Consider the following 25692-nt stretch of genomic DNA (forward strand, 5'->3'; position numbering starts at 1 on the left):
TATTTGGCCGGATGAAGTTTGTGTCTCTGCCCATGCTAAAGGGGACAGCGGGGATCAAGCTGGATAAATGGACACCCTGCAATTGTTAGGGTGTCTTTCTGTTCTTTTCCCATAAAAGATTAATCTGAGGAGGAGTAAAACGTGACTATTACGCATGACCTGATCATTATCGGAGCAGGCCCCTGTGGATTATCCACAGCGATTGAAGCGAAACAACAGGGGCTGAATCCCCTTGTTATCGACAAAGGCTGTGTCGTCAACTCAATTTACGGCTATCCGTCATTTATGCAGTTTTTTAGCACACCAGAACTATTGGAAGTGGGGGGGCTACCTTTTATTACCGCTGGGGAGAAGCCGATGCGTGGAGAAGCATTAAAATATTATCGAGCGGTTATAAAAGCGGCGGATTTGGATGTTCATACCTACGAAGAAGTAAAGCATGTGACTCGTGAAGGAGATTTGTTTACTGTTCATACGGTGCGAAATGGACAGGAACATTCCTATCAAACACCTAATCTTGTGATGGCAACAGGTTATTATGATAATCCCAATTACCTAGGCATCCCAGGTGAAGACCTGCCCAAGGTAAGTCATTACTATAAGGAATGTCATCCTTATGCAGGATTAGACGTCATCGTCGTGGGTGGGAAAAACTCTGCAGTAGATGCAGCGATGGACTTACACCAGGCAGGTGCCCGCGTATCGATGGTATATCGCCAAGGAGCTTTTACTGATAGTGTAAAGCCTTGGGTACGACCAGTGATTGAAAGCGCGCTTAAAAAGGGTTGGATATCCATGTACTGGAATACCAACCTGATTGAGATTCGTGAGGGTGAAGTGGTTCTGGATCAAGAAGGTAAGCTCTTTACTGTTAAAAATGATACAGTTTTTGCGATGACAGGCTACCATCCCAATACCGATATGCTGACAACGTTGGGTGTACAGGTAGATGATGAAACAGGGGCACCCATCCATGATCCTGAAACAATGCAGACAGAGGTACCAGGCCTTTTCATTGCAGGAGTGATCGCAGCAGGGTCCAATGCCAACTCGATTTTTATTGAAAATGGTCGCTTTCATGGACAAAAAATCGCCGCCCACCTAGGTCAGGGGGCGGCGACACATAGTAGTTAATCGTGAAGAGAACGTTGGAATAGAAGGTGTAACTCTTCAGGATCTCGGCTTTTTTGGAGGGCAGCCAAGAGATGAATTCGAGCTTTTTGTCCGTTTAATCCATTGGAGAAGATGAGACCCATCTTTTTTAACTGACTACCTCCTCCTTCATACCCATAGGTGTCCTCAACAAATCCGTTATAACACCGGGAGACGAGAACAACGGGAATTTTTCGCGCTAACGCTTCCTTCAAACCAGGTAACATTGCCGGTGGCAAATTACCTGCTCCAAAAGCTTCGATAATGAATCCATCTACTCCTGATGCAAGAGAAGCACGGATTAAGAGGTCATCAGAACCTGCAGTCGCTTTGATTAACTCAACGCGGCATGCGGGTTTTTTTTGTGGGAAAAGAGGATACCTGTCAGTGGATCGGTGGTATAGGATATCTCGTTTGGTCACGGTGCCGATGGGTCCTTGGGAAGGGGAACGAAAGGTGGCTAAATTACTAGTGTGAGTCTTGGTCACCTGGCTTGCTGCATGGATCTCATCATTGAATACAACCAGTACTCCGCGATTACGAGAGCGATTATGGGCGGCGGTTCGAACAGCATGGACGAGATTCGGAGGGCCATCTGCTCCCAGTTCATCTTGACTACGCATGGCTCCTGTTAGGACAATAGGCTTTTCGCTAGGAACGATAAGGTCCAGATAATAAGCGGTTTCTTCCAGGGTATCTGTACCATGCGTAATGACGATCCCATCAACCTCCGGGGAAGAGAGGAGTTCAGTTACTCGTAAACTGATTGTATGCATATCCAGAGGAGTCATATGAGGGCTCGGTAGATCAAGGAGATGCTCCATTGTAACCTGGGCATACCGTTCCATTAAAGGGAGCACCTCTTTTAGGGTGTCTGATCCCTTAGGGAGGACAGAGCCGCTTGATTCATCTGCGGCCATGGCGATAGTCCCCCCAGTGGTGATAATTACGATTTGCTTCATAGCGTGCCGTCTCGAGGACGTTTCTTCCTTTCGAAGAGGGTTATCTTTTTATATTACCCCAAAGTAAAGGTTAGGTGCACGGAAGCTAGACTAAATCAGGTCGAGTCAGACAATAATGAGGAGTGAGAGTTTATGAGGGAAGGATGAACAGTTTGGAGGAGAGTAGTTATCTGGTGCGAATTCGGTGCAATCAATGCGGAGAACGGTTTACCTTAAAGGGACGAGAGAAGAAAGGGCGAGTAGAGACAGGCTTTAATCAATGTCTCTGCGACAACCTGATGGATTTTGAGATTGTTAGTGAAAAGTTATGAAAAGAAGGTGGCCAACCCGGCACTTTCTTTTTTTGCATAAAGGACGTGAAGCAGGTCAGACTATCGGTAAGAATTCTAAAGGGAAGATGAGAGGATCATTCTCGATCAGCCGTCTTCTTGCAACTTAAAGGAGTGGTTCTGTCGTGACGTACAGACGAATAGCTGCCGTCCTCCTTCCCATCGCGTTAGTAGTGGCGATTGGGCTCGGTGTGTGGGGTTATCAGGTGAACCAAGATAAAAGGAAACTACTTGTTCAGTCAGAGAACCAGTATCAACGGGCTTTTCATGATCTAAACTTCCATGTTGATAAGCTACAAGACGAATTGGGAAAAACGCGTGCACTTAATTCTCAAAAGCAGCTTTCCACTTCGTTGAGCAATGTTTGGAGGCTCTGCTATGCGGCACAGCGAGATTTAAGTCAACTTCCCCTATCCCAGATGCCTACGGATAAAACAGAGAAGTTTCTCGGAAGACTAGGTACCTTTGCTTATAGAACAGGGGTGCGTGATCTTAATAAAAAACCCTTAACGCAAAAAGAATACGCAACGTTAAATAGTTTGTATCAAAACACGAATACCGTTCAAGGAGATCTCAAAACTGTACAAAATAAAGCGCTCAACAATAACCTTCAATGGATGGATGTAGAACGTGCTTTTTCTGAAAAAAACCAGGATGGCAAAGGAAACGATTTAATTTCTGGATTCAAGAAGGTGGATAAATTATCCGAGGGCTTCTCCGAAGTGGATCTAGGCCCAGCAGTAAAAAATCCAGAGCAAGACCAGCGTAAATTGTATGCGCGCATTAAAGGAGAAACAGTGACTCCTACCGAGGTAAAAGAAAAGATCGCAGATATCCTGGAGCGGCCAAATATTCAAGGAATCAAAGTAAGTAAATCAAACAATGGTAATTACCCTGTCTATAGTATTCGCCTACAAGAAAAGAATGGGAAGCAGGTCACTGGAGACCTTACGCAAAAGGGGGGATATGTACTTTGGATGGACTATGATCGCCAGGTGAACCAACGAAAACTTTCCCCCCAGAATGCACAAGGTGAAGCGGTTTCATTTCTAGATCGTTTAGGTTATCCCCAAATGGAGCTTATCTCCTACGGTCAATCAGGGAACTTCGCCGTTTTCACCTTTGTACGCAATGCAAATGGAACGTTGTTTTATCCTGAATCGGTATCGGTAAAGGTTGCCATGGATAATGGAGAAATCACCGGATTCCGTGCAGATCAATATGTGTTTAATCACCTAGCTACCTTTAAAACAAAACCAACTCTAACCCAAGCGCAGGCACGCAAAAGCGTTAATACCCACTTAAAGGTGCAAAAGGTCCGTACAGCGGTGATTTACGGGGATCAAGGTGGCGAAGTGCTCTGCTATGAATTTATGGGGCAGCTGGACAAAATTAGATACCGTGTCTTCATTAATGCAAAGAGCGGCGATGAAGAGTATGTCGAGAAAATAAAAGAGAATGGTACAATGAAAGAGCTTTGATGGAAAAAGTTTGGGCCTAAAAAAGGCCCAAACTTTTTTTTGAGTGAAGGTCGATTGAAGCCAGTTAATTGAGTTGTAATGATTGCAAGAAGGGGTTCGTTATGGTATTCTAAGGACGAATTGATACAATGGAATACATAGCGAATCCAGTCATATTCGCGGTTGTTGCTGGCCGGAGTTTTCCATCAGGGAGCTCAACCTTGATACGCGCGATGAAACCAATATTCTTCATCCACCATCGAGCAGGCAACGCCTGCTCGATGTATTTTATCCGGCTGTAGGAGGACCTTTGTAGATGAAGCAATTATCTGTAGCAATCGATGGTCCGGCGGGCGCCGGCAAAAGTACAGTAGCTCGTCAGGTGGCGAAGCAATTGGGTCTTACTTATGTAGACACAGGTGCCATGTACCGTGCAATCACCTGGAAAGCTCTTACCAATGGAGTGGATCTCACTCATGAGGATGCCATCACCCAAATGGCGAAAAATACAGACCTTCGTCTCTCTATGGATGTGAAGGGAAGCGATGTCTGGGTGGATGGTACAACCGTATCTGAGGAGATTCGTTCTCCAGAGGTGACATCAAATGTTTCAACAATTGCAGGTCAGAGTAAAGTTCGTGAGGTTCTCGTAGATAAACAACGGGAGATGGGGCGTAGAGGTGGAGTGGTCATGGATGGCCGAGACATCGGTACCCATGTGTTACCAGACGCCGAGGTGAAAATATTTCTTACCGCTTCCATTGAGGAGAGAGCTCGTAGACGGTATCAAGAGATGGTCCGCCGTGGCTTTAAAGTGGATTTGGAGCAATTGAAAAAAGAGATTGGTTTACGGGATGAGAAAGATAAAAACCGTGAACACTCTCCCTTGAGACCGGCTGAGGACGCGATCCACCTAGATACCACTGGCCTTTCGATTAATGACGTAATTGGGCGGATTTTACAGTATTGCCGAACCAATGTGGGCAGTGGGGAGTAGACTATGTATCATATAGGCCGATCGATTTGTCGAACATTTTTTCGTCTTTTTTTTCGGTGGGAAATTGAAGGAGCTGGGAACATTCCAGTTGAAGGGCCCGTTGTTATTTGTTGCAATCATATTAACAACTTGGACCCCCCTTTATTGGGGAGCTCGGTATCCCGGAAGGTTCATTTTATGGCAAAGAAGGAATTATTTTCGATTCCTTTGTTAGGGCGACTACTTCCAAGTCTCGGTGCTTATCCTATCAGTCGTGGATCAGGTGATAGAGGGGCGCTAAAAAAATCCCTGGAGCTACTTAAGGAAGGGCGAGTACTGGGTATCTTTCCTGAAGGGACCCGTTCTAAAACGGGACAATTAGGGAAAGGGCATACTGGAGCAGCGTTTATCACTTTACGTTCTGACGCAGTCATTGTTCCCGGTGCGATTACGGGTCCTTACCGAATATTTCGACGAGTGAAGATAGTCTTCGGCGAACCAATTGATCTAACCCCTTATCGAGAGAAAGGAATAAACACAGAGTCAGTAGAGGCAGCGATGGAGCATACCATGAATGAAATCGCTACTTTGCTATCGAAGAGTCATTCTAAGTAACTCATCAAACAGGGGTATTTCAACAAGTTTACCATGGTTTTTCACCATCCTGAGGGTCTTGACGCCTAGCAGGAGGATACTTAGATAGGATTAATGAAATTAAGACTTGATTTTCTTAATTTCATTTGTTCTAGTTATAGATAGTGTTGATTAGTACGCAGGTAAACGAGGAGGTTGTCGTCATGGTGGAAGAAATGAAATCGGAAATGGCAGAAGTAACTTCGCTGAACCGCGGTGATATCGTCAAAGGTAAAGTGACGAAAGTAGAAGACAATCAGGTCTTGGTTGATGTCAACTACAAATTCGACGGTGTCATCCCGATCTCGGAACTGTCCAGCCTGCACGTGGACAAAGCGTCCGACGCCCTTTCTGAAGGGGATGAAGTGGAAGTGAAAGTCCTACGCCTCAACGATGAAGAAGATAAGCTCGTTCTTTCCAAAAAAGCAGTAGATGCTGACCGCGCATGGGATCAACTTCAAGAGAAATTTGAAAACGGCAACACGCTAGAAGCAGAAGTAGCGGATGTCGTTAAAGGTGGTCTAGTTGTTGATTTAGGTGTGCGTGGCTTTATTCCTGCCTCTTTGGTAGAGCGTCATTTTGTAGAAGATTTCTCAGATTATAAAGGGCGTACTCTTACCTTGAAGGTGGTTGAGATTGATCCTGCTAAAAACAAACTGATCCTCTCCCGTAAAGCAGTACTCGATGAAGAGTTGGATCGCAAAAAGGATGAAACCCTTGACAGCCTTGAAACAGGTCAAGTGATAGAGGGTACTGTACAACGCATCACTGATTTTGGTGCTTTTGTAGATATCGGTGGCGTGGACGGTTTAGTTCATGTTTCTGAACTAGCTTGGACCCGTGTGGAACATCCTTCCGAAGCATTGACTGAGGGAGATAAAGTAAAAGTTAAAGTATTGAAAGTGGATAAAGAGAAAGAGCGTATTAGCCTTTCTATTAAAGAAACTTTGGCAGGTCCATGGGATCAAGTATCTGAAGTTCTTAAAACAGGTGCTATTGTCAAAGGAAAGGTTAAACGTCTTGTCTCCTTCGGTGCATTTGTTGAAGTGCACAGTGGAGTAGAGGGTCTGGTTCATATCTCCCAGATTTCTCGTCGCCATATTGCTTCTCCTAATGAGGTGCTTGAAGAAGGTCAAGAAGTACAAGTGAAAATTCTGGATATGCAACCTGAACAAAAGCGGATCAGCCTCTCAATCAAGGAAGCTGAACAAGAAGCAGATCGACAGGAGCTCGAAAATCTAGATAATAACAACGGCATGAACGTTACTTTGGGAGACGTATTCGGCGATAAATTGCGCCGTTTGAAATAATCCCTGATTGGTCTGGGAAGATCCATGAATAAAAGAAGCCACATATGATGGTTAAACGATTGAAGCCCGGTGATCACCGGGCTTCAATCGTTTAAATAGGTTTGGAACGTATGTGGTATTGGCGGGATGTGTACTGGAATCCTCGATTACTGTGGGAGGATTCCAGTACACATCCCTTTTTTTATGGTGGCCATCGTTAGGTCTTTTTTTGTAAAGCGGGTGTGTAAAAGACATACTACAGAATGAATGGAAGGAGGGGGAGAAATGACACACGGAAGCTTGGCATTAATCTGTATGAGTTCTTTAGCTGTATTGTTTAGAACGGGATGGTTTGCTGGCTTGGAACAAGAGCTTCAGTTGAGTAGACGGGGGGTCTTTTATGGCTTGTTATTGCAAATCGCCTTTACAGGTACGATATGGGCCATCACCCCTTCATTGGAGGTACATGTAGGTGTGTTATTATTAGTCCCCTTCGTAATTCATTTGTTGATGAAAAAAAAGGGGATGCAGCGATTAGCTACAAGTTCGGTACTAATCTTTATAGGGTCGCTCTTTTTTTTGATAGAGGAGTGTCTCTGGTCCTTTCCTGCAAACGAACAACTTGTATGGTCAGTTGTTGCGGGGATTTTGTTGGCAAGTGTCATGATGACAGGGGCTTCAAGCTTAAATGAACGAGTCGCGGGCTGGACTGGTGGTATCTTGCTCGGAGATGCGATGGGCCTACTATATCACTGGGGGAAGATGAGCCCACTCCAGTTTGGGAGTGGTGTGATAAGAGACTTTCTTTGGTGTGGCTTAACGGGATGGGTTATTTTTCACTGCGTGAAGCAATGGGTGGCAAATCGTCTACACAGAAGCACCGAGGAAGGAGAGTGATTAGAGATGGAGCATTGGTTTTCTTTGCTTAATTCGTATACAGGAGCTATCATCGTCGGGGTAGTGGTTGGTGTTATTGTCCGCTTACGTATGCTCCGTACGGATTATAGACAGTATCCTACGTATCTCCACGGGCAACTCATTCATATCTCTTTGGGGTTTATCGCGGCGGGGATGGGGGCAGTCGCGGTGCCTGCATTGATTGAGAAACAGTATACTGCGGTTACTTTCCTCGCGTTGGCAGCGCAACAATTTCGTGAAGTACGCAATATGGAACGAGAGACACTGGCCCATTTGGAGGAAGATGAATTGGTTCCCCGTGGCTCTTCTTATATTGAAGGGATTGCATTAGCCTTTGAAGGCAGAAATTATGCAGTGATTATGGCCGCATTTCTTTGCTCGTTAGCGGTGATCGAGATCCATCTATGGGCAGGGGTATTATTGGGTTTGGCATTGATTGGGGTGGCAGGGATCCTGCGTTCTGGGAAATACTTAGGCCAGATTACTTCTGTGGAATTGGGGAAGCTTCGGATGGAAGGTCCTAGTCTCTATGTGGATGATATTTACCTGATGAACATTGGTTTAGAGGATAATCGGAAACGCATCATGAATAGAGGGATCGGGGTTGTGGTTAGTCCTGCAAGTAAAGATAGCCGAATTACCCTGGCTAACTTAGGGCAGCGGCAGGCAATTTTGCATGATTTAAGCGTGGTATTAGGGGTTTTTCGAGATACAGGAGAGCCGTCTCTTATTCCTCTTTCCAAACGGGATATGGAGGATGGTCGACTCGGGATATTGTGTCTCCCCGAAGAGAAGGAACCAGAGCAGGTTTTACAAGTGATTCGTAATGTTCCTGTATTGGAGAGTGCTGTTCGAACCCCGACTGAAGGTCTAAAGATGTTTCGTGGAGGGAAAAAGAGTGGCTGAGTCCAATGGTAATAATAAGATATTAGCTGTGATTACAGAGAAGGAAGGGCAAGTAGCAGGTGGAGTCCCTGTTTTTATCGTTCCAGGAGCAAAGGAACGTCAAGATACAGCATTTACCTTGGAAAAAATTCTAGATGGGATGGTTCATCAATTGAATGAGCACACATTGCTCATTGTTTATCACGTGTAAACCTGATAGGAAACGGGGTGATGAATCCAGTGATAGGAACAAAGCGTGTGATGTGGTAGAATCATATTTGCGATTGAATCTTTGTGATTACCAACCTAATCTTTAATAATGAAAGCAGTGGAATGTCCAATAGGCTATAAATTGGTAGGACCAATGGAAAATCTCGTTATTATCTAGACGAGAAGCCTTTTTATGAGTGATGAGGAGTGGACGAAGGAATGAGTTTGCCTGTCGTAGCGATTGTTGGTCGACCAAACGTTGGTAAGTCAACGTTGTTCAACCGGATCGCAGGAGAACGAATTGCGATTGTTGAGGATAAGCCGGGGATTACCCGGGACCGTATTTACAGTAAAGGGGATTGGTCAGGTCAATCTTTTCATCTAATTGATACGGGTGGCTTGGAATTTGATGATCAAGATGAAGTAATTGAACATATTCGCCATCAGGCGGAGCTTGCTATCGAAGAAGCCGATGTGATTATTTTTGTGGTGGATGGTCGTAACGGTCTGACTGCTACGGATCGTGAAGTGGGATTGATGTTGCATCGTGCGGATAAAAAGGTAGTCCTTGCGGTTAACAAGATGGATCATGTTAAGCACCATGAAGACATCTATGAATTTTATGAGCTTGGCTTTGAAGCGGTTATTGCTGTTTCTTCCCTTCATGGAACTGGAAGTGGGGATCTTCTGGATGAAGTTGTGGCCCATTTACCAGAGAGTGAAGAGGTTGAGTATGATGAGGACACCATTCGTGTATCCGTTATTGGACGGCCCAATGTGGGTAAATCTTCCCTCGTTAATCGATTACTCGGAGCTGAGCGAGTAATCGTCAGTCCTGTCGCAGGAACAACACGGGACGCAGTAGATACCCCCTTACGTGCCCATGGGCAGGATTATGTTATTGTCGATACTGCTGGAATGCGGAAGCGTGGGAAAGTGTACGAATCGACGGAAAAATACAGTGTGCTACGGGCTTTACGAGCGATTGAGCGCTCGGATGTCGTCATTATAGTCCTTGATGGAGCAGGTGGCATCGCAGAACAGGACAAAAAGGTGGCAGGGATTGCCCATGAAGCAGGACGGGCCGTTGTATTTGTGGTCAATAAGTGGGATGCCGTAGATAAAGATGAGAAGACAATGAAGCGTTTCCGTATGGAAGTAGAGGATCACTTCGCGTTTATGTCTTATGCTCCGGTATTGTTTATTTCTGCGAAAACCGGTCAGCGCATCCACCAAGTACTTCCTAAAGTAAAGGAAGTAGCTGAAACTCATGCCCACCGAGTATCCACATCGGTCTTGAATCAGGTGATTCAGGATGCAACGGTGTCAACGCCACCCCCATCAGTGAAGGGGAAGCGCGTAAAAATTCTTTATGCAACACAAGTGGCTGTGAAACCGCCTGCTATTGTCATCTTTGCAAATGATCCAGAATTGGTCCACTTCAGTTATGTGCGCTATTTAGAAAACCAACTTCGAGAGGCCCTGGGCTTTGAAGGAACACCTATTCGTCTCATGTTACGTAGTCGAAAAGACTAAAGTCATAGAGAGAAGAGAGGAGACTCCATGACTGGAATGTCGATTATTGCAATTGTAGTTGCTTATCTGTTGGGTTCCATCAGTTTTAGCTATTGTATTACTCGTTTAACTAAAGGTTATGATATACGGGAGCGGGGGAGCGGGAACGCAGGTAGCACAAACATGCTACGTGTAGTGGGCAAAGGTCCTGCAATCCTTGTTTTTATTCTTGATGTATCAAAAGGGATGGTCGCTGTAGGGATAGCGTACTGGTTGGGTACCGGCTCTACGATCATGATGGTATGTGGTTTAGCTGCTATCTTTGGCCATAATTGGCCGATTTTTCATGGCTTCCGTGGTGGAAAAGGAATTGCGACAACGATTGGGGTTACTGCTCTGCTAACATTTACTGCTACCTTAATTTCAGGAGTCATTGGGATCATTGCTGTTATCTTGACTCGTTATGTATCCCTGGGCTCCTTGATTTTTGCTGCGAGTTTACCTGTGATGATTGCCGTATTGGATTATCCTACATCCTATATTTACTTAAGTCTGCTGATCACAGTGATGGCCTTTGTCCGCCATTGGACCAACATCCAACGTCTAGCCAAGGGTACGGAGAGTAAAGTTAGCTCTTCTAAACCCCAGAACTAAGAGGGGAAGAATCATCTTGTAGGGAGATGGAGGAAGGGGAATGACCTTGCAGAAAACGGCTGTGTTGGGAGCGGGGAGTTGGGGAACTGTCTTAGCATCGGTACTTGCAGAGAATGGACATGACGTGATGCTTTGGGCTCGGCGAGAAGATGCTGCTGTGGAGATTAACCTACACCGTACCAACTCGAAGTATCTACCTGGTGCCAAATTGCCAAGCGCGCTTTGTGCGACCCATTCTCTTGTAGAGGCTGTAACCGGGAGGGAGTTTATCCTTATGGTGGTTCCTTCCCAATCTGTGCGAGAGGTTGCTCGAGAAGTAGCTCCCCACCTTTCATCAGAGGCACTAGTGACCCATGCGGCCAAAGGATTTGAACTCTCATCATTAAAAAGAATCACCGAAGTACTCCAGGAAGAGCTTCCATCGGGTGTGGCTAATCGAGTTGCGGTGTTGTCTGGGCCAAGTCACGCCGAGGAGGTAATCTGTCATTCACCTACGACTGTCGTCGTGGCTTCAGAAAATTCTGAGGCAGCAGAACGGACGCAAGCCTTGTTGAACAACTCTACGCTACGCGTCTATACTCACCCTGATGTGATTGGGGTAGAGATCGGTGGTTCATTAAAAAATATTATCGCTCTTGGAGCTGGTCTCTCGGATGGACTTGGATTTGGAGATAATGCAAAAGCGGCATTGATCACCCGAGGGTTAGCGGAGATGGCCCGTTTAGGGATGGCGATGGATGCTAAGCCGATAACATTTGCTGGTCTATCTGGGGTAGGAGATCTCGTTGCGACTTGCACAAGCAAACATAGCCGTAATTGGCGCGCTGGAAACCTGCTCAGTCAGGGTTATAGCCTTGATGAGATGCTACAGCAGATGGGGATGGTTGTGGAAGGGGTAAAAACTACACAGGCAGCCTACCGCCTTGCACAGAAGCATGGGGTTGAAATGCCGATTACTGAGGAACTGAGCAAGGTTCTTTTTGAGGGTAAAGATCCTCGCCGTGCAGTGGAGGATTTGATGGCGCGAGACATGACGGATGAGATGGAAGAGATGATTAAGCTCAGCTATTGAAAGAACGGAATTGTCGCAAGGAAAAGAGCGTTATCATACGCTGTAAGAGGCTCTGATTCATCAGTCGGAAATAAGTTTGACCGGGGGAAGTAGGGACCAGTTACCTCTCGGGACGGCTGGGGATCAGAGAGCAGGGGTAACGCGGATTTCGCGTTACCCCTGCTTTTGTTTGGATTCTTGTTCCGATGTTTTTGCCATACCAGAAAGAAGTTGTTGCACAATGGGAGATTGGATCAATTTGAATATTTGACTGATGCCAAAGGAACCGCCGCCGCCTCTAGGAAGTTCATCTGGCAAATTGAGTCGTGGGATCTCTCCATCCTCTTCGGGTGGTTTGATCAGGCGCAGACGAGGGCGACGTCTTGGGCCTCCAAATAGTCCGGGTGCATTACGGCGGCCCATAAAGGTGTTTGCAATCTCAAACATTTGATAAGCGTTGCTCATGATTTTTTCCATCCGCTGTAGAGAATCACTTAATTGTTGAACAGTAGAGCGAATGGTGTAGAAACTGCTTATCACATTGGCTAAGTTGGGTGTAGTAAACGTTGGAGTTTCTTTCTTTCCAGCTGGTGAGCTTCGCTCAGGTTCTAACTTCTTTGGTGGACGATTAGATGACTGAGAAGATCTTACGGACTTAGGGACTTTCTTTGGCCGGTTTGCCCGGGTGCGTTTTGTAGGCGACTGGCGGTTTTGCCTAACGGGGCTACTCATTACTTATCCTCCCCTTCGGGCTGTTGTCTCCCTATCCTATGCTAATATCCCATCATCGATCTAGGACAATCGCCCTTATGATTGGTAGGCAGATGTGGATTTGCTATACTGAGGATACATGGAAAGGAAAAGAAGGTGAATCTTTATGATGGAGTCGTTTATTGCTATTGTCTTGTTGTTATTGGCCAATTTCACTATTGTGTGGACGCGTCAGTTGAGCAAAGGTTGGATTCGGGTTGTTTTATCGATTACGGCTTTTCTTTTACTCATCCCAGCTTTTTTGTTTGGGATTAGAGCATTGTTGTAGCCAGAGATGAGTGCATCAAGACTGGGGGACAGAGAGATGAAGCAACGAATATGGGTGGCAGGATTGCTATTGATTCTCCTATTGGTGACAGGCTGTGTACGTACCGATGAATTTAATGAACGAACAGCAAAAAATTTGCCACAGGAAGTACAACAGGTCCAAACTGCGATTGATGAATATGTGAAGGGTACCCCTGTTTTGCCCCTTAAATCTGCTCAGGGTCCTTCATTGTATCAAAAATACCTCATCGATTTTGATAAGTTAAAGGGTTATCTAGCGGATTCTCCTAGCAACTCCTTTGAGAAGGGTGGTCGCTACGTCTTTGTGATAGCGGATCCAGGTAAGCGTCCAAAGGTTCGAGTGATGGATCTGAGGGTCACGGATAAGATACGGGATTTGCAGGTGAAAGTAAACGCTTACAAGGATCGAGAAAAAAAGCTTCCTTTTGGTAAAAAAGAAGGAGGAGGTTTTTATTCATTGGATTTCAAATCCCTTGATGCGGATCCATTGCTGATTCCAAGTCCTTACCATAGCCAGATCAAACTTCCTATTATCCTTGATAAAAAAGGTCAGCTCTTTATTGACTACCGTTCAGAAGTGATGCAAGCCTTGGAAAATGAAAAAAAGAAACCTTCTATTCATAAGGATTTGCGTGAGCTCCTTTGGAAGGACTCTCTCTTTGTACCTGCCTATTCTCCAAAAATGATTAACAAGGGCAAAGATCCTGTATTCCAGCCTGAATAAGTAGGAATTACATATCTTTACATTCCGCAACTAAAGCAAATGTAATGCGAAAATATAGGTTTAAATCTCATATAAGAAAAAGAAGCAGAATCCATTTTGGAATCTGCTTCTTTTTATACCTAATCACGAATATACTCCTGACAACGGTGTCCTGTACGGGCTTCCGCTAGAATCAGAAATCTGCAGTAAGTCTATCCGAAACTTGAGACCTTCACAGGAGGATGACGTCAAGTCCTATTTCTTCAATTGCTGTCTGGGTTAGGTTTTACGGAGTGTTGATGCGACATTTCCACTGGGAGGGATTCCGTAGAGTCGGAGCTTGGGAGACGAAAGTTTCAAGTGGAATCATAATAAGCCTCCGCCCTCATATATTTATAGTGTCTAGTATATACGGAAGCGTATGATGAAGGCGGTTCGCTTTCGCACCGACGAGAAAAGGCGGAGTCGGACTATTTGAAGGAGGGGTTTTCGTGAAGAAGGTTGATATCTTCAAAGATATTGCAGAGCGAACGGGAGGAGACATCTACCTGGGCGTCGTCGGTGCCGTACGCACAGGAAAATCCACATTTATTAAACGATTTATGGAGCAAGTGGTGATCCCCAATATTAGTGAGGAAGCCGACCGCATGAGGGCGACTGATGAGCTTCCCCAAAGCGGTGCTGGTAAAACAATTACAACGATAGAGCCAAAGTTTGTTCCCAATCAAGCCGTTCAGCTCCATGTGAATGAAGGGATTGATATTAATGTCCGACTCGTTGATTGTGTCGGATATGCTATTAATGGCGCACGTGGGTACGAGGATGAAGCAGGTCCACGGATGATCAATACTCCCTGGTATGATGAGCCCATTCCTTTCCAAGAGGCTGCCGAAATAGGTACACGGAAAGTGATCCAGGAGCATTCTACATTAGGTGTCGTTGTAACAACCGATGGATCCATTACCGACATTCCTCGTAAAGAATACGAGGAAGTGGAGGAGCGGATTATCGAGGAGATGAAGGAAGTAGGTAAGCCCTTCATCCTCGTATTAAATTCCACTCGTCCCTACAGTGAAGATACACAATACCTAAGGGATTCTCTTATTGAGAAGTACGATATCCCTGTTCTTGCGATGAGTGTAGCCACTATCGGGGAAGAGGATGTCTATGCAGTATTGAAAGAGGTACTCTATGAATTTCCCGTTCATGAAGTGAATGTGAACCTGCCTAGTTGGGTAATGATTCTGGACGAGGAGCATTGGCTCAGAAGAGAGTTTGAAAATTCCGTCCGAGAAACAGTCAAGGATATCCGGCGTTTGCGTGATGTGGACGCAGTGGTTGGCTTATTTACCGAATATGATTTTATCGATCGAGCAGGTCTTTCTGGTATGGACATGGGGCAGGGCGTTGCAGAGATTGATCTCTATGCTCCGGATGAGCTTTATGATCAGATTCTAACCGACGTCGTTGGGGTATCTATTCGAGGGAAGGATCACCTCTTAGAATTGATGCAGGAGTTCTCCAATGCCAAACGAGAGTACGATAAGGTAGCTGAGGCGCTCCAGATGGTGCGTACGACAGGTTATGGTATCGCAGCCCCAACCATAGAGGAGATGGCACTGGATGAGCCCGAGCTGATTAAACAGGGACCTCGCTTTGGTGTTCGCCTTAAGGCAACGGCACCTTCGATTCATATGATCCGGGTAGGTGTTAATTCTGAATTTGCGCCGATCATTGGTTCAGAGCGGCAATCCGAGGAACTAGTCAACTATCTCATGCGGGAATTTGAACAAGATCCGCTCTCCATTTGGGAGTCTGATATCTTTGGCCGTTCCCTTCATTCCATCGTACGGGAGGGGATTCAAGCCAAACTATCCATGATGCCAGAAAACGCTCGATATAAATTGCAAGAGACCTTAGAGAGAATCATCAATGAGGGATCCGGAGGGCTTATTGCGATCATTTTATAAGCCACCTTTTGCCCTGAAAAAGCGCTCATTGGAGTGCTTTTTTGTTTTTTTGGCTGATAAACCGCGTAAACACTTGAATTTCCCCGCTTTTGTGTATTACTATAGGTTTGTCCCTTAACACGGACAAAGCATGTATAGAATGCGGACGAACCGTGCATCATTGTTGTAGGAATGAACGTGAGAGGAGGGTCACTTGTGAACAAAACAGAACTAATTGCACAGGTCGCTGAAAAGACCAACTTGACCAAGAAAGATGCCACCCAGGCGGTGGATGCTGTATTTAACACAATTACAGACGCACTGCGTAGCGGTGACAAAGTTCAACTCATTGGTTTTGGTAACTTTGAAGTTCGGGAGCGTGCTGCTCGTAAGGGCCGCAACCCGCAGACCGGTGAAGAAATTCAAATCGCCGCCAGCAAAGTTCCTGCTTTCAAACCAGGAAAAGCGCTGAAGGACGATGTGAACACTTAACCTCTACATGAGGGTTGGGTACATAGTTCTCACCCTAGAACACTTACGTTTCAAATGCTGGTCGGCTGAGCATCAAGGTTCGATCACAGGCCCTACGGGGCCTTTGTTTATTATATAGGGCATGAATGGGAGGCTTCTTCGATATGAATGTCGATCACGAAAAAATTCAGCAAGCTGTACGAATGATCCTTGAAGCTGTAGGTGAAGATCCAGATCGTGAAGGGTTATTGGACACGCCCGCACGCGTAGCCCGTATGTATGCCGAAGTGTTTTCTGGTTTAGGGGAGGATCCAAAGAAGCATTTTGGAACGATTTTTAGTGAAGATCATGAAGAATTAGTTCTTGTGAAGGATATCTCTTTTTTCTCCATGTGTGAACATCACTTAGTTCCCTTCTATGGTCGTGCACATGTAGGCTATATTCCGAAGAGTGGTCGTGTAACGGGATTATCTAAACTTGCGCGAGCAGTGGATGATATCGCCCGTCGCCCACAATTGCAAGAGAGAATCAGCTACACATTGGCCAACTCCATTATGGAAACCCTAGAGCCCCATGGAGTGATTGTCGTTGTGGAGGCGGAGCATATGTGTATGACGATGCGTGGCGTGAAAAAACCAGGAGCGATGACCGTTACCTCTGCAGTGCGGGGTGTTTTTGAAAAAGATCCAGCTGTTCGAGCAGAAGCCTTTAGCTTAATCGGAATCGGTGGAAAAAGAGGGTAACAACCCGGCTAATCTCTTGACACTTTGTACAATCCGAGATAAAGTAATATTTGTCGCTTCGATAAGTGAAGTGTTCGGGGGATCGCCGGGCTATGGCGCAGCTTGGTAGCGCGCTTGCATGGGGCGCAAGAGGTCGTCGGTTCAAATCCGGCTAGCCCGACCAACTGAATGAATACCCTTGTCTTATGAGGGCTTTTATTGTTAACGGTGAACGAAATTGACCCCTAAAAGTAGACACACTTTGTTAGTGAATCTACTTTTAGGGGTCATTGCATTTTTAATTTCGTCATAGGATGGATTGCTTGATTTGTTTAAATATAAAAGAGTTAGTTATCATCTGCTCACTTTAAAAATAGCAATGGAAACTAACGATATTATTCTTGACAGGGGAGAGGTTCAGGGATATAATAAAAAGGGTTGCACTAATACATAAGTTTGTTTTTCGGGCTATGGCGCAGCTTGGTAGCGTGCTTGCATGGGGCGCAAGAGGTCGTCGGTTCAAATCCGGCTAGCCCGACCAACCGGTAAAAGGTCCTCATTCAATGAGGGCTTTTTTCGTTTGCTTCTTCGGTGGTTTGTTTGACAAGCCCTTATATTTGGGACATCATGAGGTGAAAATTAGATTGTATATATAAGGAGGGTTCTTCGTGGCAAATTCAACAAATGAAGATTATTTTATCGTTAAGGCCCAGGAGAATGGTGTGAATGTGATCGGTTTAACGCGAGGAAAAGATACGCGATTTCACCATTCTGAAAAGCTAGACAAAGGAGAAGTGATGGTTGTCCAGTTTACTGAACATACCTCGGCAGTAAAGGTGCGGGGCAATGCAGAGATCATCACTCCCTTCGGTACTGTAGAAACGAATAAGGATTAAGTGAGCTTTCAGTCGGCGGTAGATCTGTAATAGGCTGAGGCTTATTGAAAATCTTCTGCTAGAGCGGAATGAATGAACGAGATCACCGATACAATGAAATGAGGAGAGACAAGGAGGGTGCCTATGTTGAATCTGGGCCGTCGTCTATTTGCCTCTATCTTTCTATCGGTGATGGTGATTTCTCTACTCTCACTGATTCCAGCGATACAGGAACAGGGAGAAAATCGAGGGGATGTCCCTGCTTTTCGATCAGGTAACACGCTTAGATTGACGGAGACCAACTTAGTGGATCTGCTATCCGAGCGGTCTACTACATTGAGGCTACAACGTGTGGAATGGGAGAATGGAAACCTTTCACTGTCTTTATCATCTTCTGAAGCAAGAAAGAAGCTGGATCGCGATCTGTTAACGCTTATCCGCTTCTTATTAGTGGATACGTCCAATGTGGACAGGCTTACCATGGAGGTAGAAGGACGATCAGAAAACTTTTCACTAAAGGCGAGTCGTGGAGATCTTGCACGTGATCCTGGGATGAAGAGAGCATCCTCCGCGATGGCTTCGCAATATCTGACAGAGATGTTTCGGGTGACTAACCATGGTGGGAGCTGACTCCCGCTGTGCTGGAAGTTAGAAGATGTGTTATACTGAGAAAGATTGCACATATTTTGATTGCTTTTTATGGGAGGCGCAACATGACGTCGACACAGGACGATCTGAACCGCATAGTGGAAGAGATTCAGGGTCAATCTCGATATTCATATTTAGAGAAACACCTAGGAAAACAAGATGTTCCCCTCTTCTTCGTGCAGGTGCTTCATCTTATGCTGCGTACCCGCACACTCCCAACAGAGCGTATCCATCGGTATTGTGTAACAGCAACGCTCCTTCAGATGGGCTTGGACGTCCATGAATCAGTAACTGAAGGAGCGTTGTCTGCTGACGGTATGCGAGCTCGTCAATTGGCAGTTTTGACAGGTGATTACTTTAGTAGCCTCTATTATCGTGAGTTGGCTGAACATGGTGAGGTCCAAGGCATTGTTGCGTTGTCAAAGGCGATCTGCGACGTTAACGAAGCCAAAATGGAACGGTATGCGATGAACGAGAACTCTGAATTTTCCTGGCCCTGTTGGTTAGAACTATCTAAACAGATCCACGGTGGTTTAATTACCGCACTAGCTTCTTTTTTTTATGGGAACGATCAGGGCTCAGACCCATGGGTTCGATTGGGTAGTCATTTAGTATTACTTTCTCTCCTTGAAGAAACGTCTCCGATGCTGGGACGGGTCCGATCCTTACCTGAGGGCCTTGTGGAAGTATTGGCAGCGGAGACCTTCTCCTTGATTAAAGAGGTACGTCCACTGGAAGTGCGGCATGATCTGTACCAAGTGCTACAGTATAGTAATATCTTCCCCAATCGCCTAGAGGAATATATGGTGAGGGAGGGGTGAAGAATTTCGTGATAGAGCAAAAAAGAAAGAAAGAATCGAAGGAACAGTTTGTGCACGGCGTTTTTGAAAGTATCGCCAAGGATTATGATCGCATGAATACCTTGTTGAGCTTTCGTCGCCATAAAGCATGGCGTAATGTAGCGATGAGGGAGATGAAAGTACAACCTGGGGAAACGGCATTGGATGTCTGTTGTGGAACCTGTGACTGGACGATCTCTCTTGCAAAAGCTTCGCAGACAGGTCAGATAGTAGGGCTTGATTTCTCCCAAAACATGTTGAGTGTGGGGGAGAAAAAAGTAACAGAGGTGGAACTTGAGAGTCAAGTCAGTCTGATTCATGGGAATGCCATGGAGCTTCCCTTTCCGGATAACCACTTTGACCATGCGACCATTGGATTTGCCTTGCGTAATGTCCCAGATTATCGTCATGTGCTCAAAGAAATGGCCCGAGTGGTGAAGCCTGGGGGACAAGTTGTTTCGTTAGAGTTATCGAAGCCTATATGGCCTCCTTTTCGATTTGTCTATTACTTGTATTTTCAACGCATTCTACCATGGTTGGGTAAGTTTTTTGCGGATCGTTATGAGCAATATCGATGGCTTCCCGAATCCTTACTCCAATTCCCAGATTATCGAGAGTTGGCTAAGATCATGGAACAGGATCATTGTTTCAAAGAAGTAAAAGTACGTCCGTTTACAGGTGGAATTGCCGCTCTTCATATCGGCATTGTTAAAGAATAAGCGGTAGCTCAATTGTATAAACCAGGGTGAAGTGTATGAAGCTTTCTGATATCTATAAAAATCTGCGCAAAGATCTTCGACTGGTTGAACGGGAATTAGGGGAGTCCGTTCAATCGGAGTATGATCCTCTAAAGCACTCATCCGTTCATCTCTTAGAAGCTGGGGGCAAACGGATGCGGCCTGTTTTTGTCTTGCTTGCAGGAAAGTTTGGCGAGTATGATATACAGCGCCTAAAATATGCTGCAGTGCCCCTAGAACTTATTCATATGGCAACGCTTGTTCACGATGATGTGATCGATGATGCTGCCACCAGACGAGGACAAGAAACGGTTAAGGCCAAGTGGGATAACCGTGTGGCGATGTATACGGGAGATTATATTTTTGCGCGGGCGCTTACCATTGCCGCAACGATAGAAAATCCAAAGGTCCATCAGGTTCTATCAAAGGGAATCATGCAAATGTGCCTAGGTGAGATTGAACAGATTAAAGATTTTAATAATCATCAACAAACCGTGTTGACATATCTTCATCGCATCAAGCGGAAGACAGCTCTTCTTATGGCAATAAGTTGTCAACTAGGGGGCCTAGTTAGTGGTGCGGATACTGAAACGGTACGCCGTTTGCGTCTTTATGGTTATTTTGTGGGGATGGCTTTTCAAATTACAGATGATGTTCTTGATCTCGTAGGAGATGAAAAGGAACTGGGTAAGCCTGCTGGAAGCGATCTTCGCCAAGGGAATGTGACCTTGCCCGTTATTTATATGCTCAAAAACGGTTCGAATGAGGATCGAGAAGAGATCATCCGTTATTTAAAAGATGGGGATGAAAGGGGTCCTTTGGATGAGATCCTTACCCGTGTCCGTCAATCCGAGGGTATTGCCTGGTCGCAGACTTTGGCAGAACGCTATTTAAACAAAGCCCTTGCTATTTTAGAAGGACTTCCTAAAGGAGAGGCGCGATCTTCCCTACGTCTGATTGCTGAATTTGTAGGAGGTCGCTCTTTTTAAGGAGCTGGAAGCGGAATATTTTGCACTTATGCGTGGAATTTGTTAATATCTTAAATGGGTTTTCCGTAAACGATTTCAATATGATCATACATAGGAATTTGGAGGCTTGATTCGTGGAAAAGACATTTGTCATGGTAAAACCAGACGGCGTACAGCGCGGATTGATTGGTGAGATTGTGGCTCGTTTTGAGAAAAAAGGATATAAAATGGTGGGCGGTAAGTTGCTTACTGTTCCTCGTAGCCTAGCAGAGGAGCACTATGCAGAGCACAAAGAGCGTCCTTTTTTCGGTGAGCTGGTCGATTTCATCACCTCATCCCCTGTGTTTGCAATGGTTTGGGAAGGTGAAAACATCATTAAGACTGCGCGTCAAATGATGGGTACTACCAAACCTGCTGAAGCAGCTTCTGGTACCATTCGGGGTGACTTTGGTGTGACTGTGGGTAAAAATATTATCCATGGTTCAGATTCTGCTACTAGTGCAGAACGTGAAATTTCCCTCTGGTTCAAAGAAGAAGAGCAGAGCTCCTATACTAAAAAAGTGGATGAGTGGATCTATTAATTCGATCAGCGTTCTAAATCCCTGCTTATGTGGGGGTTTTTTTGTGTTAAGGGAACTAGGAGGTTGAAGGATGACGCAACCTTGGAAAGCAGAAAGAGAAGTGCATGAAAAAGAGGCGAGGGAGCTAATAATCGATCAGTTTCCGCACCTATCTCCACTTACGTTATCGAGACTTGGAGAGGGGTATGATAACACGGTTTACTTAGTAAATCATCAGTATGTTTTTCGTTTTCCACGACGAAAGATAGCGGTGCCACTGTTAGAAGCAGAGGGAAGGATTTTGCCTGAGCTGGTGGATCTACTTCCTATTGCAATGCCGTGCCCATTATTTTACGGTCAACCAACAAGGGATTACCCGTGGCCCTTCATTGGTTATTCTCTAGTGTCTGGTCAAACACCAGGGCCCGTTTTAAAAAAGGGGAGGAGGGAATCTACCCTCCGACTTGCTGAGTTTTTACGCAAGTTGCATTCCTTCCCAATTGAAAGGGCGCGTGAAAAAGGGGTTCCCAATGACATGATGGCTCGGATGGATATCAACAAGTACGCACCAACTCTACAGCAGTATCTTGAAAAATTTAAGAACAATGACCTCTTACGCGACCCCGCTCCATTGACCAAATATGTTTTCTCCTTACAACCGATCCAAGTGAATCATCATCTAGCGTTAGTTCATGGAGATCTACATATCCGTAATATCCTTGTAGACGAAGATGAGTATCTCTCAGGTGTGATCGATTGGGGAGATATACATATCGGACATCCTGCTCTTGATCTATCTATCGTCTATAGCTTTTTACCGATAGAGGAGCGAGAATGTTTCTTTGCTCATTATGGGGAGGTGGAGGAGGAGTCAAAGAAGATCGCTCAATTTAAAGCGATATTTGCCTCAGCGGCACTCTTGCGGTATGGATATGAGCAAGGTGATGAGCAGTTAGTGAAGACAACGCAAACATGCTTGGAGTTAGCTTTGGGTTAAGCCTAAAGATATCAGATCTATTAGATTGAAGTGATACTGGAAAATGTTATTTAGCATAAAGAAAGGTTAAAACCCCTCGCTACGGGGTTTTTATATTGGATATATTTGAACCTTTTCGTGCTAGTTAAGCATGCAATAATAAAACTAAACTAAAGAAGCGTAAAAAATAAAAAAGAAGTGTTCATATTATATTATAAACTAGTTTGTTATACAAACTGAAATCCACCCATCAATAAAAATCCCATCTTTTCAAATCAGAAAGGAGAGAAAAACAAAAGGATTTCTTCCTCCAGCATGGGTCATATGGTATGATATGCGGAAAAGATCAGCCCGAGTAAGGGAAAAGACGGAGGACGATACGAGGATGCGTTACTTAACAGCAGGGGAATCCCATGGACCCCAACTAACCATGATTATCGAAGGCTTACCCAGCCGGGTGCCTTTTTCAAAGGAAAAAGTAGATGAAGAACTGTTACGTCGACAAAAGGGGCATGGCCGTGGTCGTCGGATGCAAATCGAATCCGATGAAGTACAGATCCTCTCGGGGATTCGTTTTGGTATGACGACAGGGGCTCCTGTTGCTCTAGCTATTGAAAATAAGGATTGGGCAAAATGGACAGAAATTATGAGTCCAAAGCCGGAACAAGATGAGGCAGATAAGCGTCGGGTTTCCCGACCTCGTCCAGGTCATGCCGATTTGAATGGAGCGATTAAGTACGGCCACCGGGATATGAGGGACGTTCTTGAACGCTCCAGTGCAAGGGAAACCGCAGCGCGTGTGGCGGTAGGGGCAGTAGCTAAGCAACTGCTGGAGTATTGTGGAATTAAGGTAGCTGGTCATGTAGTGCGGATCGGTTCAGTAGGGACGGAGCGATTGGATCTTTCTCGCTTGACACTGGATGAGATTCGTGAGAAATCCGAAGCTTCTTTGGTACGTTGCCTTGATCCCGAAGCAGAACAAGCGATGATTCGCGAAATTGATGCAGCGAAGGCAGAGGGAGATAGCTTAGGCGGTGTTGTGGAAGTCATTGTAGAAAATGTCCCGGTTGGTTTAGGGAGCTATGTGCATTATGATCGGAAGCTGGATGCACGGATCACCCAAGCCATAGTAAGTATCAATGCCTTTAAGGGAGCAGAGGTAGGGATTGGCTTTGAAGCAGGGGAGCGAAAGGGATCTGCGGTTCATGATGAGATCCTTTGGTCAGAGGAGCAAGGCTATTACCGGAAAACAAATCGTTTAGGTGGCTTTGAAGGGGGCATGACTAATGGAGAACCTATCGTGGTTCGAGGGGTGATGAAACCGATCCCTACTCTATACAAACCTCTCCAAAGTGTAGATATCGACTCCAAAGAACCCTTTGCAGCAAGTATTGAGCGTTCTGATAACTGTGCGGTGCCAGCTGCCAGTGTTGTAGCGGAAAGCGTAGTTGCTTGGGAGGTAGCTAAGGCGCTTCTTGAGACATTTACGTCGGATAAGGCAGAGGATTTGTTGCGTGAGGTGGAACGTCGGCACCAGGAAGTGAAGGGATTCTAAGATGAGAACGATCTACGTAGAATTGCCCCAAGGTGGTTATCCGATTCATATTGGGAGTGGGTTGTTTAACCAGCTTCCTAGCTTCATTGATGACCTTGGCTGGAAGGGGAGGGGGCGACTGATGGTCGTCTCCGATTCCATTGTATCCCCCCTCTACCAGGAAAGGGTGGTTCGCTTCCTAGAAGAGGCGGGATACACGGTTAGTAGTGTGACGTTTTCCGCAGGTGAGCATTCTAAGTCAGCGGCTACCTTAGAAAAGTTGACAGGGGAGTGTATTCAGGCAGGGTTGGATCGCAAGGGAGCGATCCTTGCATTGGGTGGTGGCGTTACAGGAGACCTTGCTGGTTTTCTGGCTGCTTCCTATATGCGCGGGCTTCCTTATATCCAACTACCAACAACGCTTCTTGCCCATGATAGTAGTGTAGGTGGGAAGGTAGGGATCAATCATCCCCTAGGAAAAAATATGATAGGTGCTTTTCACCAACCCTCGCTGGTGGTCTTTGACACAGATACACTTACCTCTTTGCCACGTAGAGAAGTGATATCTGGATTTGCTGAAGTCATAAAACATGCTCTCATCTACGATGAATCCTTTGCAAGGTGGTTGCTTGATCATCACGCTCCTTTAAACGATCTTCACCCAGAGTATATTGCTGAAGCGATTGCAAAGGGATGCCAAGTCAAAGCCGATGTGGTAGCAAAGGATGAGCGTGAGCAGGGGCTTCGTGCTATCTTAAACTATGGTCATACGATCGGTCATGCCCTAGAGGCGCTTTCTAATTACACCTACACCCATGGGGAAGCAATAGCGATTGGGATGGTCGGGGAATCCTTATTGGGTGAAAAACTAGGAACAGCAAGGAACGTCCTTGGATATACAAAAGAGCTTCTACAAGCCTTTTCATTGCCAACGACGTTTACTGGACCATGGACCGATGAATCGTTGCTAGAGACCATGCGTCGTGATAAGAAAGCGAGAGGCGGCTCCCTTACTTTTGTCTTACCTAAGGGGATTGGTAAGGTGTTAATCCAGCACGATGTTGAGGAAGAAGCAGTGCTTGATGTGTTACAAGAGTTGAGAGGGGGAGTCGTATGATTGTGCGTGGAATTCGAGGAGCGACAACGGTAGAGGCCAATGAAGAGGATGTCATTTTGGAGGCCACCCGCCAACTTTTAGAAGAGATTGTAGAAAAAAACGAAGTTTATCCAGGGGATATCGCCAGTGTTTTTATCACGGCGACATCGGATCTCACAGCGACGTTTCCTGCCCGGGCGATACGGATGATGAAAGGTTGGGAAGCTGTACCGTTAATGTGCGCGACGGAAATTGATGTGCCAGGTGGGTTACCACGATGTATTCGCTTGTTGTTACATGCGAATACCGATCAGGGTCAACACGAAATTTACCATGTCTATTTACGAGAGGCTCGTAGTCTGCGACCGGATATAGAGGATAGGGATGGGGTGGATTCTTCCTCCTGAAGGATCAAAAGTGCCCTTCCTTGAGTAGAAATTAAGAGAGTTTTCCTGTATACTAGAGGAAATCTGGTTAATTATGTACATTTGCGGGGCGAAGGGATTCGGCCCGCTTTAGTA

29 protein-coding genes and 2 tRNA genes are annotated in these 25692 nt (G+C 45.6%); 29 read left to right on the forward strand and 2 right to left on the reverse strand.

Annotation, left to right across the window (positions count from 1 at the left end):
* Window positions 1-141 precede the first annotated feature (141 nt).
* A complete protein-coding gene (locus tag BLV90_RS05620; RefSeq protein WP_245726258.1) occupies window positions 142-1134 on the forward strand; it encodes a YpdA family putative bacillithiol disulfide reductase in 993 nt (330 codons plus the stop codon).
* Here the strand turns inward: BLV90_RS05620 and BLV90_RS05625 are convergent.
* On the reverse strand, window positions 1131-2114 hold the full coding sequence (locus BLV90_RS05625; protein WP_091737562.1) for an asparaginase: 984 nt from the start codon (window positions 2112-2114) through the stop codon (window positions 1131-1133). The genes BLV90_RS05620 and BLV90_RS05625 overlap by 4 nt on opposite strands.
* A 143-nt stretch (window positions 2115-2257) precedes the next feature.
* On the opposite strand from BLV90_RS05625, the gene BLV90_RS16155 reads away from it, so the two are divergent.
* The 11 genes from BLV90_RS16155 (at window position 2258) to BLV90_RS05675 (ending at window position 12055) form a co-directional block, all read left to right on the forward strand.
* Window positions 2258-2425: a hypothetical protein gene (locus BLV90_RS16155; RefSeq protein WP_177167916.1), complete on the forward strand. Its 168-nt coding sequence runs from the start codon at window positions 2258-2260 to the stop codon at window positions 2423-2425.
* A gap of 143 nt (window positions 2426-2568) precedes the next feature.
* Entirely contained in the window at window positions 2569-3924 is a 1356-nt protein-coding gene (ypeB, locus tag BLV90_RS05630) for a germination protein YpeB (protein WP_091737564.1), read from the forward strand.
* Window positions 3925-4219: 295 nt separating this feature from the next.
* Window positions 4220-4900, forward strand: coding sequence for a (d)CMP kinase (gene cmk, locus BLV90_RS05635; RefSeq protein ID WP_091737567.1), 681 nt, complete (start codon window positions 4220-4222; stop codon window positions 4898-4900).
* Between the two features lie 3 nt (window positions 4901-4903).
* Window positions 4904-5494 carry a lysophospholipid acyltransferase family protein gene (locus tag BLV90_RS05640; RefSeq protein ID WP_091737570.1) on the forward strand — a complete coding sequence of 197 codons (591 nt, stop codon included), beginning with the start codon at window positions 4904-4906 and terminating at the stop codon, window positions 5492-5494.
* Window positions 5495-5676: 182 nt separating this feature from the next.
* Entirely contained in the window at window positions 5677-6822 is a 1146-nt protein-coding gene (gene rpsA / locus BLV90_RS05645; protein WP_091737573.1) for a 30S ribosomal protein S1, read from the forward strand.
* Window positions 6823-7086: 264 nt separating this feature from the next.
* Window positions 7087-7698, forward strand: coding sequence for a YphA family membrane protein (locus BLV90_RS05650; protein WP_091737576.1), 612 nt, complete (start codon window positions 7087-7089; stop codon window positions 7696-7698).
* A 6-nt stretch (window positions 7699-7704) separates the two neighbouring features.
* Window positions 7705-8625 carry a YIEGIA family protein gene (locus BLV90_RS05655; protein ID WP_091737580.1) on the forward strand — a complete coding sequence of 307 codons (921 nt, stop codon included), beginning with the start codon at window positions 7705-7707 and terminating at the stop codon, window positions 8623-8625.
* A complete protein-coding gene (locus BLV90_RS05660; protein WP_091737583.1) occupies window positions 8618-8815 on the forward strand; it encodes a capping complex subunit for YIEGIA in 198 nt (65 codons plus the stop codon). Before BLV90_RS05655 ends, BLV90_RS05660 begins: the two co-directional genes overlap by 8 nt.
* A 218-nt stretch (window positions 8816-9033) precedes the next feature.
* Entirely contained in the window at window positions 9034-10350 is a 1317-nt protein-coding gene (der, locus tag BLV90_RS05665; RefSeq protein WP_091737586.1) for a ribosome biogenesis GTPase Der, read from the forward strand.
* A gap of 27 nt (window positions 10351-10377) precedes the next feature.
* On the forward strand, window positions 10378-10983 hold the full coding sequence (gene plsY / locus BLV90_RS05670; RefSeq protein ID WP_091737588.1) for a glycerol-3-phosphate 1-O-acyltransferase PlsY: 606 nt from the start codon (window positions 10378-10380) through the stop codon (window positions 10981-10983).
* Between the two features lie 40 nt (window positions 10984-11023).
* On the forward strand, window positions 11024-12055 hold the full coding sequence (locus BLV90_RS05675) for an NAD(P)H-dependent glycerol-3-phosphate dehydrogenase (RefSeq protein ID WP_091737591.1): 1032 nt from the start codon (window positions 11024-11026) through the stop codon (window positions 12053-12055).
* 153 nt (window positions 12056-12208) lie between these two features.
* On the opposite strand, the gene BLV90_RS05680 is transcribed toward BLV90_RS05675, so the two are convergent.
* Window positions 12209-12766, reverse strand: a complete 558-nt coding sequence (locus tag BLV90_RS05680) for a hypothetical protein (RefSeq protein ID WP_091737594.1) — start codon at window positions 12764-12766, stop codon at window positions 12209-12211.
* Between the two features lie 145 nt (window positions 12767-12911).
* Between BLV90_RS05680 and BLV90_RS15950 the strand changes: the two genes are divergently transcribed.
* The 17 genes from BLV90_RS15950 to aroH all read left to right on the forward strand — a co-directional run bounded on the left by BLV90_RS15950 (window position 12912) and on the right by aroH (window position 25578).
* Window positions 12912-13073 carry a DUF2768 family protein gene (locus tag BLV90_RS15950; RefSeq protein WP_143035002.1) on the forward strand — a complete coding sequence of 54 codons (162 nt, stop codon included), beginning with the start codon at window positions 12912-12914 and terminating at the stop codon, window positions 13071-13073.
* A gap of 36 nt (window positions 13074-13109) precedes the next feature.
* On the forward strand, window positions 13110-13817 hold the full coding sequence (locus BLV90_RS05685) for a hypothetical protein (RefSeq protein WP_091737597.1): 708 nt from the start codon (window positions 13110-13112) through the stop codon (window positions 13815-13817).
* Between the two features lie 470 nt (window positions 13818-14287).
* A complete protein-coding gene (gene spoIVA / locus BLV90_RS05690; protein WP_091737601.1) occupies window positions 14288-15766 on the forward strand; it encodes a stage IV sporulation protein A in 1479 nt (492 codons plus the stop codon).
* Window positions 15767-15961: 195 nt separating this feature from the next.
* Window positions 15962-16237, forward strand: coding sequence for an HU family DNA-binding protein (locus tag BLV90_RS05695; RefSeq protein WP_091737604.1), 276 nt, complete (start codon window positions 15962-15964; stop codon window positions 16235-16237).
* A 143-nt stretch (window positions 16238-16380) separates the two neighbouring features.
* Entirely contained in the window at window positions 16381-16959 is a 579-nt protein-coding gene (gene folE, locus BLV90_RS05700; RefSeq protein WP_091737608.1) for a GTP cyclohydrolase I FolE, read from the forward strand.
* 86 nt (window positions 16960-17045) lie between these two features.
* Window positions 17046-17122, forward strand: a tRNA-Pro gene (locus tag BLV90_RS05705).
* A 280-nt stretch (window positions 17123-17402) separates the two neighbouring features.
* Window positions 17403-17479 (forward strand) — tRNA-Pro (locus BLV90_RS05710).
* Between the two features lie 127 nt (window positions 17480-17606).
* Window positions 17607-17834, forward strand: coding sequence for a trp RNA-binding attenuation protein MtrB (mtrB, locus tag BLV90_RS05715; protein ID WP_091737611.1), 228 nt, complete (start codon window positions 17607-17609; stop codon window positions 17832-17834).
* A gap of 123 nt (window positions 17835-17957) precedes the next feature.
* Complete coding sequence (locus tag BLV90_RS05720; protein WP_091737614.1) at window positions 17958-18443, forward strand: hypothetical protein; 486 nt, start codon at window positions 17958-17960, stop codon at window positions 18441-18443.
* Between the two features lie 83 nt (window positions 18444-18526).
* Window positions 18527-19282 (forward strand): heptaprenyl diphosphate synthase component 1, encoded by a 756-nt coding sequence (locus tag BLV90_RS05725; RefSeq protein WP_091737617.1) that lies wholly within the window; start codon window positions 18527-18529, stop codon window positions 19280-19282.
* A gap of 8 nt (window positions 19283-19290) precedes the next feature.
* Window positions 19291-20019, forward strand: a complete 729-nt coding sequence (locus BLV90_RS05730) for a demethylmenaquinone methyltransferase (protein ID WP_281242002.1) — start codon at window positions 19291-19293, stop codon at window positions 20017-20019.
* Between the two features lie 35 nt (window positions 20020-20054).
* Window positions 20055-21026: a polyprenyl synthetase family protein gene (locus BLV90_RS05735; RefSeq protein ID WP_091737620.1), complete on the forward strand. Its 972-nt coding sequence runs from the start codon at window positions 20055-20057 to the stop codon at window positions 21024-21026.
* A 113-nt stretch (window positions 21027-21139) separates the two neighbouring features.
* The gene (gene ndk / locus BLV90_RS05740) at window positions 21140-21586 is read left to right on the forward strand and encodes a nucleoside-diphosphate kinase (RefSeq protein WP_091737623.1); all 447 of its coding nucleotides are present in this window, start codon (window positions 21140-21142) and stop codon (window positions 21584-21586) included.
* 70 nt (window positions 21587-21656) lie between these two features.
* Window positions 21657-22562, forward strand: coding sequence for a phosphotransferase (locus BLV90_RS05745; RefSeq protein ID WP_091737626.1), 906 nt, complete (start codon window positions 21657-21659; stop codon window positions 22560-22562).
* A 364-nt stretch (window positions 22563-22926) separates the two neighbouring features.
* Entirely contained in the window at window positions 22927-24096 is a 1170-nt protein-coding gene (gene aroC / locus BLV90_RS05750) for a chorismate synthase (protein WP_091737629.1), read from the forward strand.
* A gap of 1 nt (window position 24097) precedes the next feature.
* Window positions 24098-25192 carry a 3-dehydroquinate synthase gene (gene aroB / locus BLV90_RS05755; protein WP_091737632.1) on the forward strand — a complete coding sequence of 365 codons (1095 nt, stop codon included), beginning with the start codon at window positions 24098-24100 and terminating at the stop codon, window positions 25190-25192.
* Complete coding sequence (gene aroH / locus BLV90_RS05760) at window positions 25189-25578, forward strand: chorismate mutase (protein WP_091737635.1); 390 nt, start codon at window positions 25189-25191, stop codon at window positions 25576-25578. The genes aroB and aroH overlap by 4 nt, the downstream gene beginning before the upstream one ends.
* Window positions 25579-25692: the final 114 nt, after the last annotated feature.

It is taken from the genome of Marininema mesophilum, from assembly GCF_900106775.1.
Lineage (GTDB): Bacteria > Bacillota > Bacilli > Thermoactinomycetales > DSM-45169 > Marininema > Marininema mesophilum.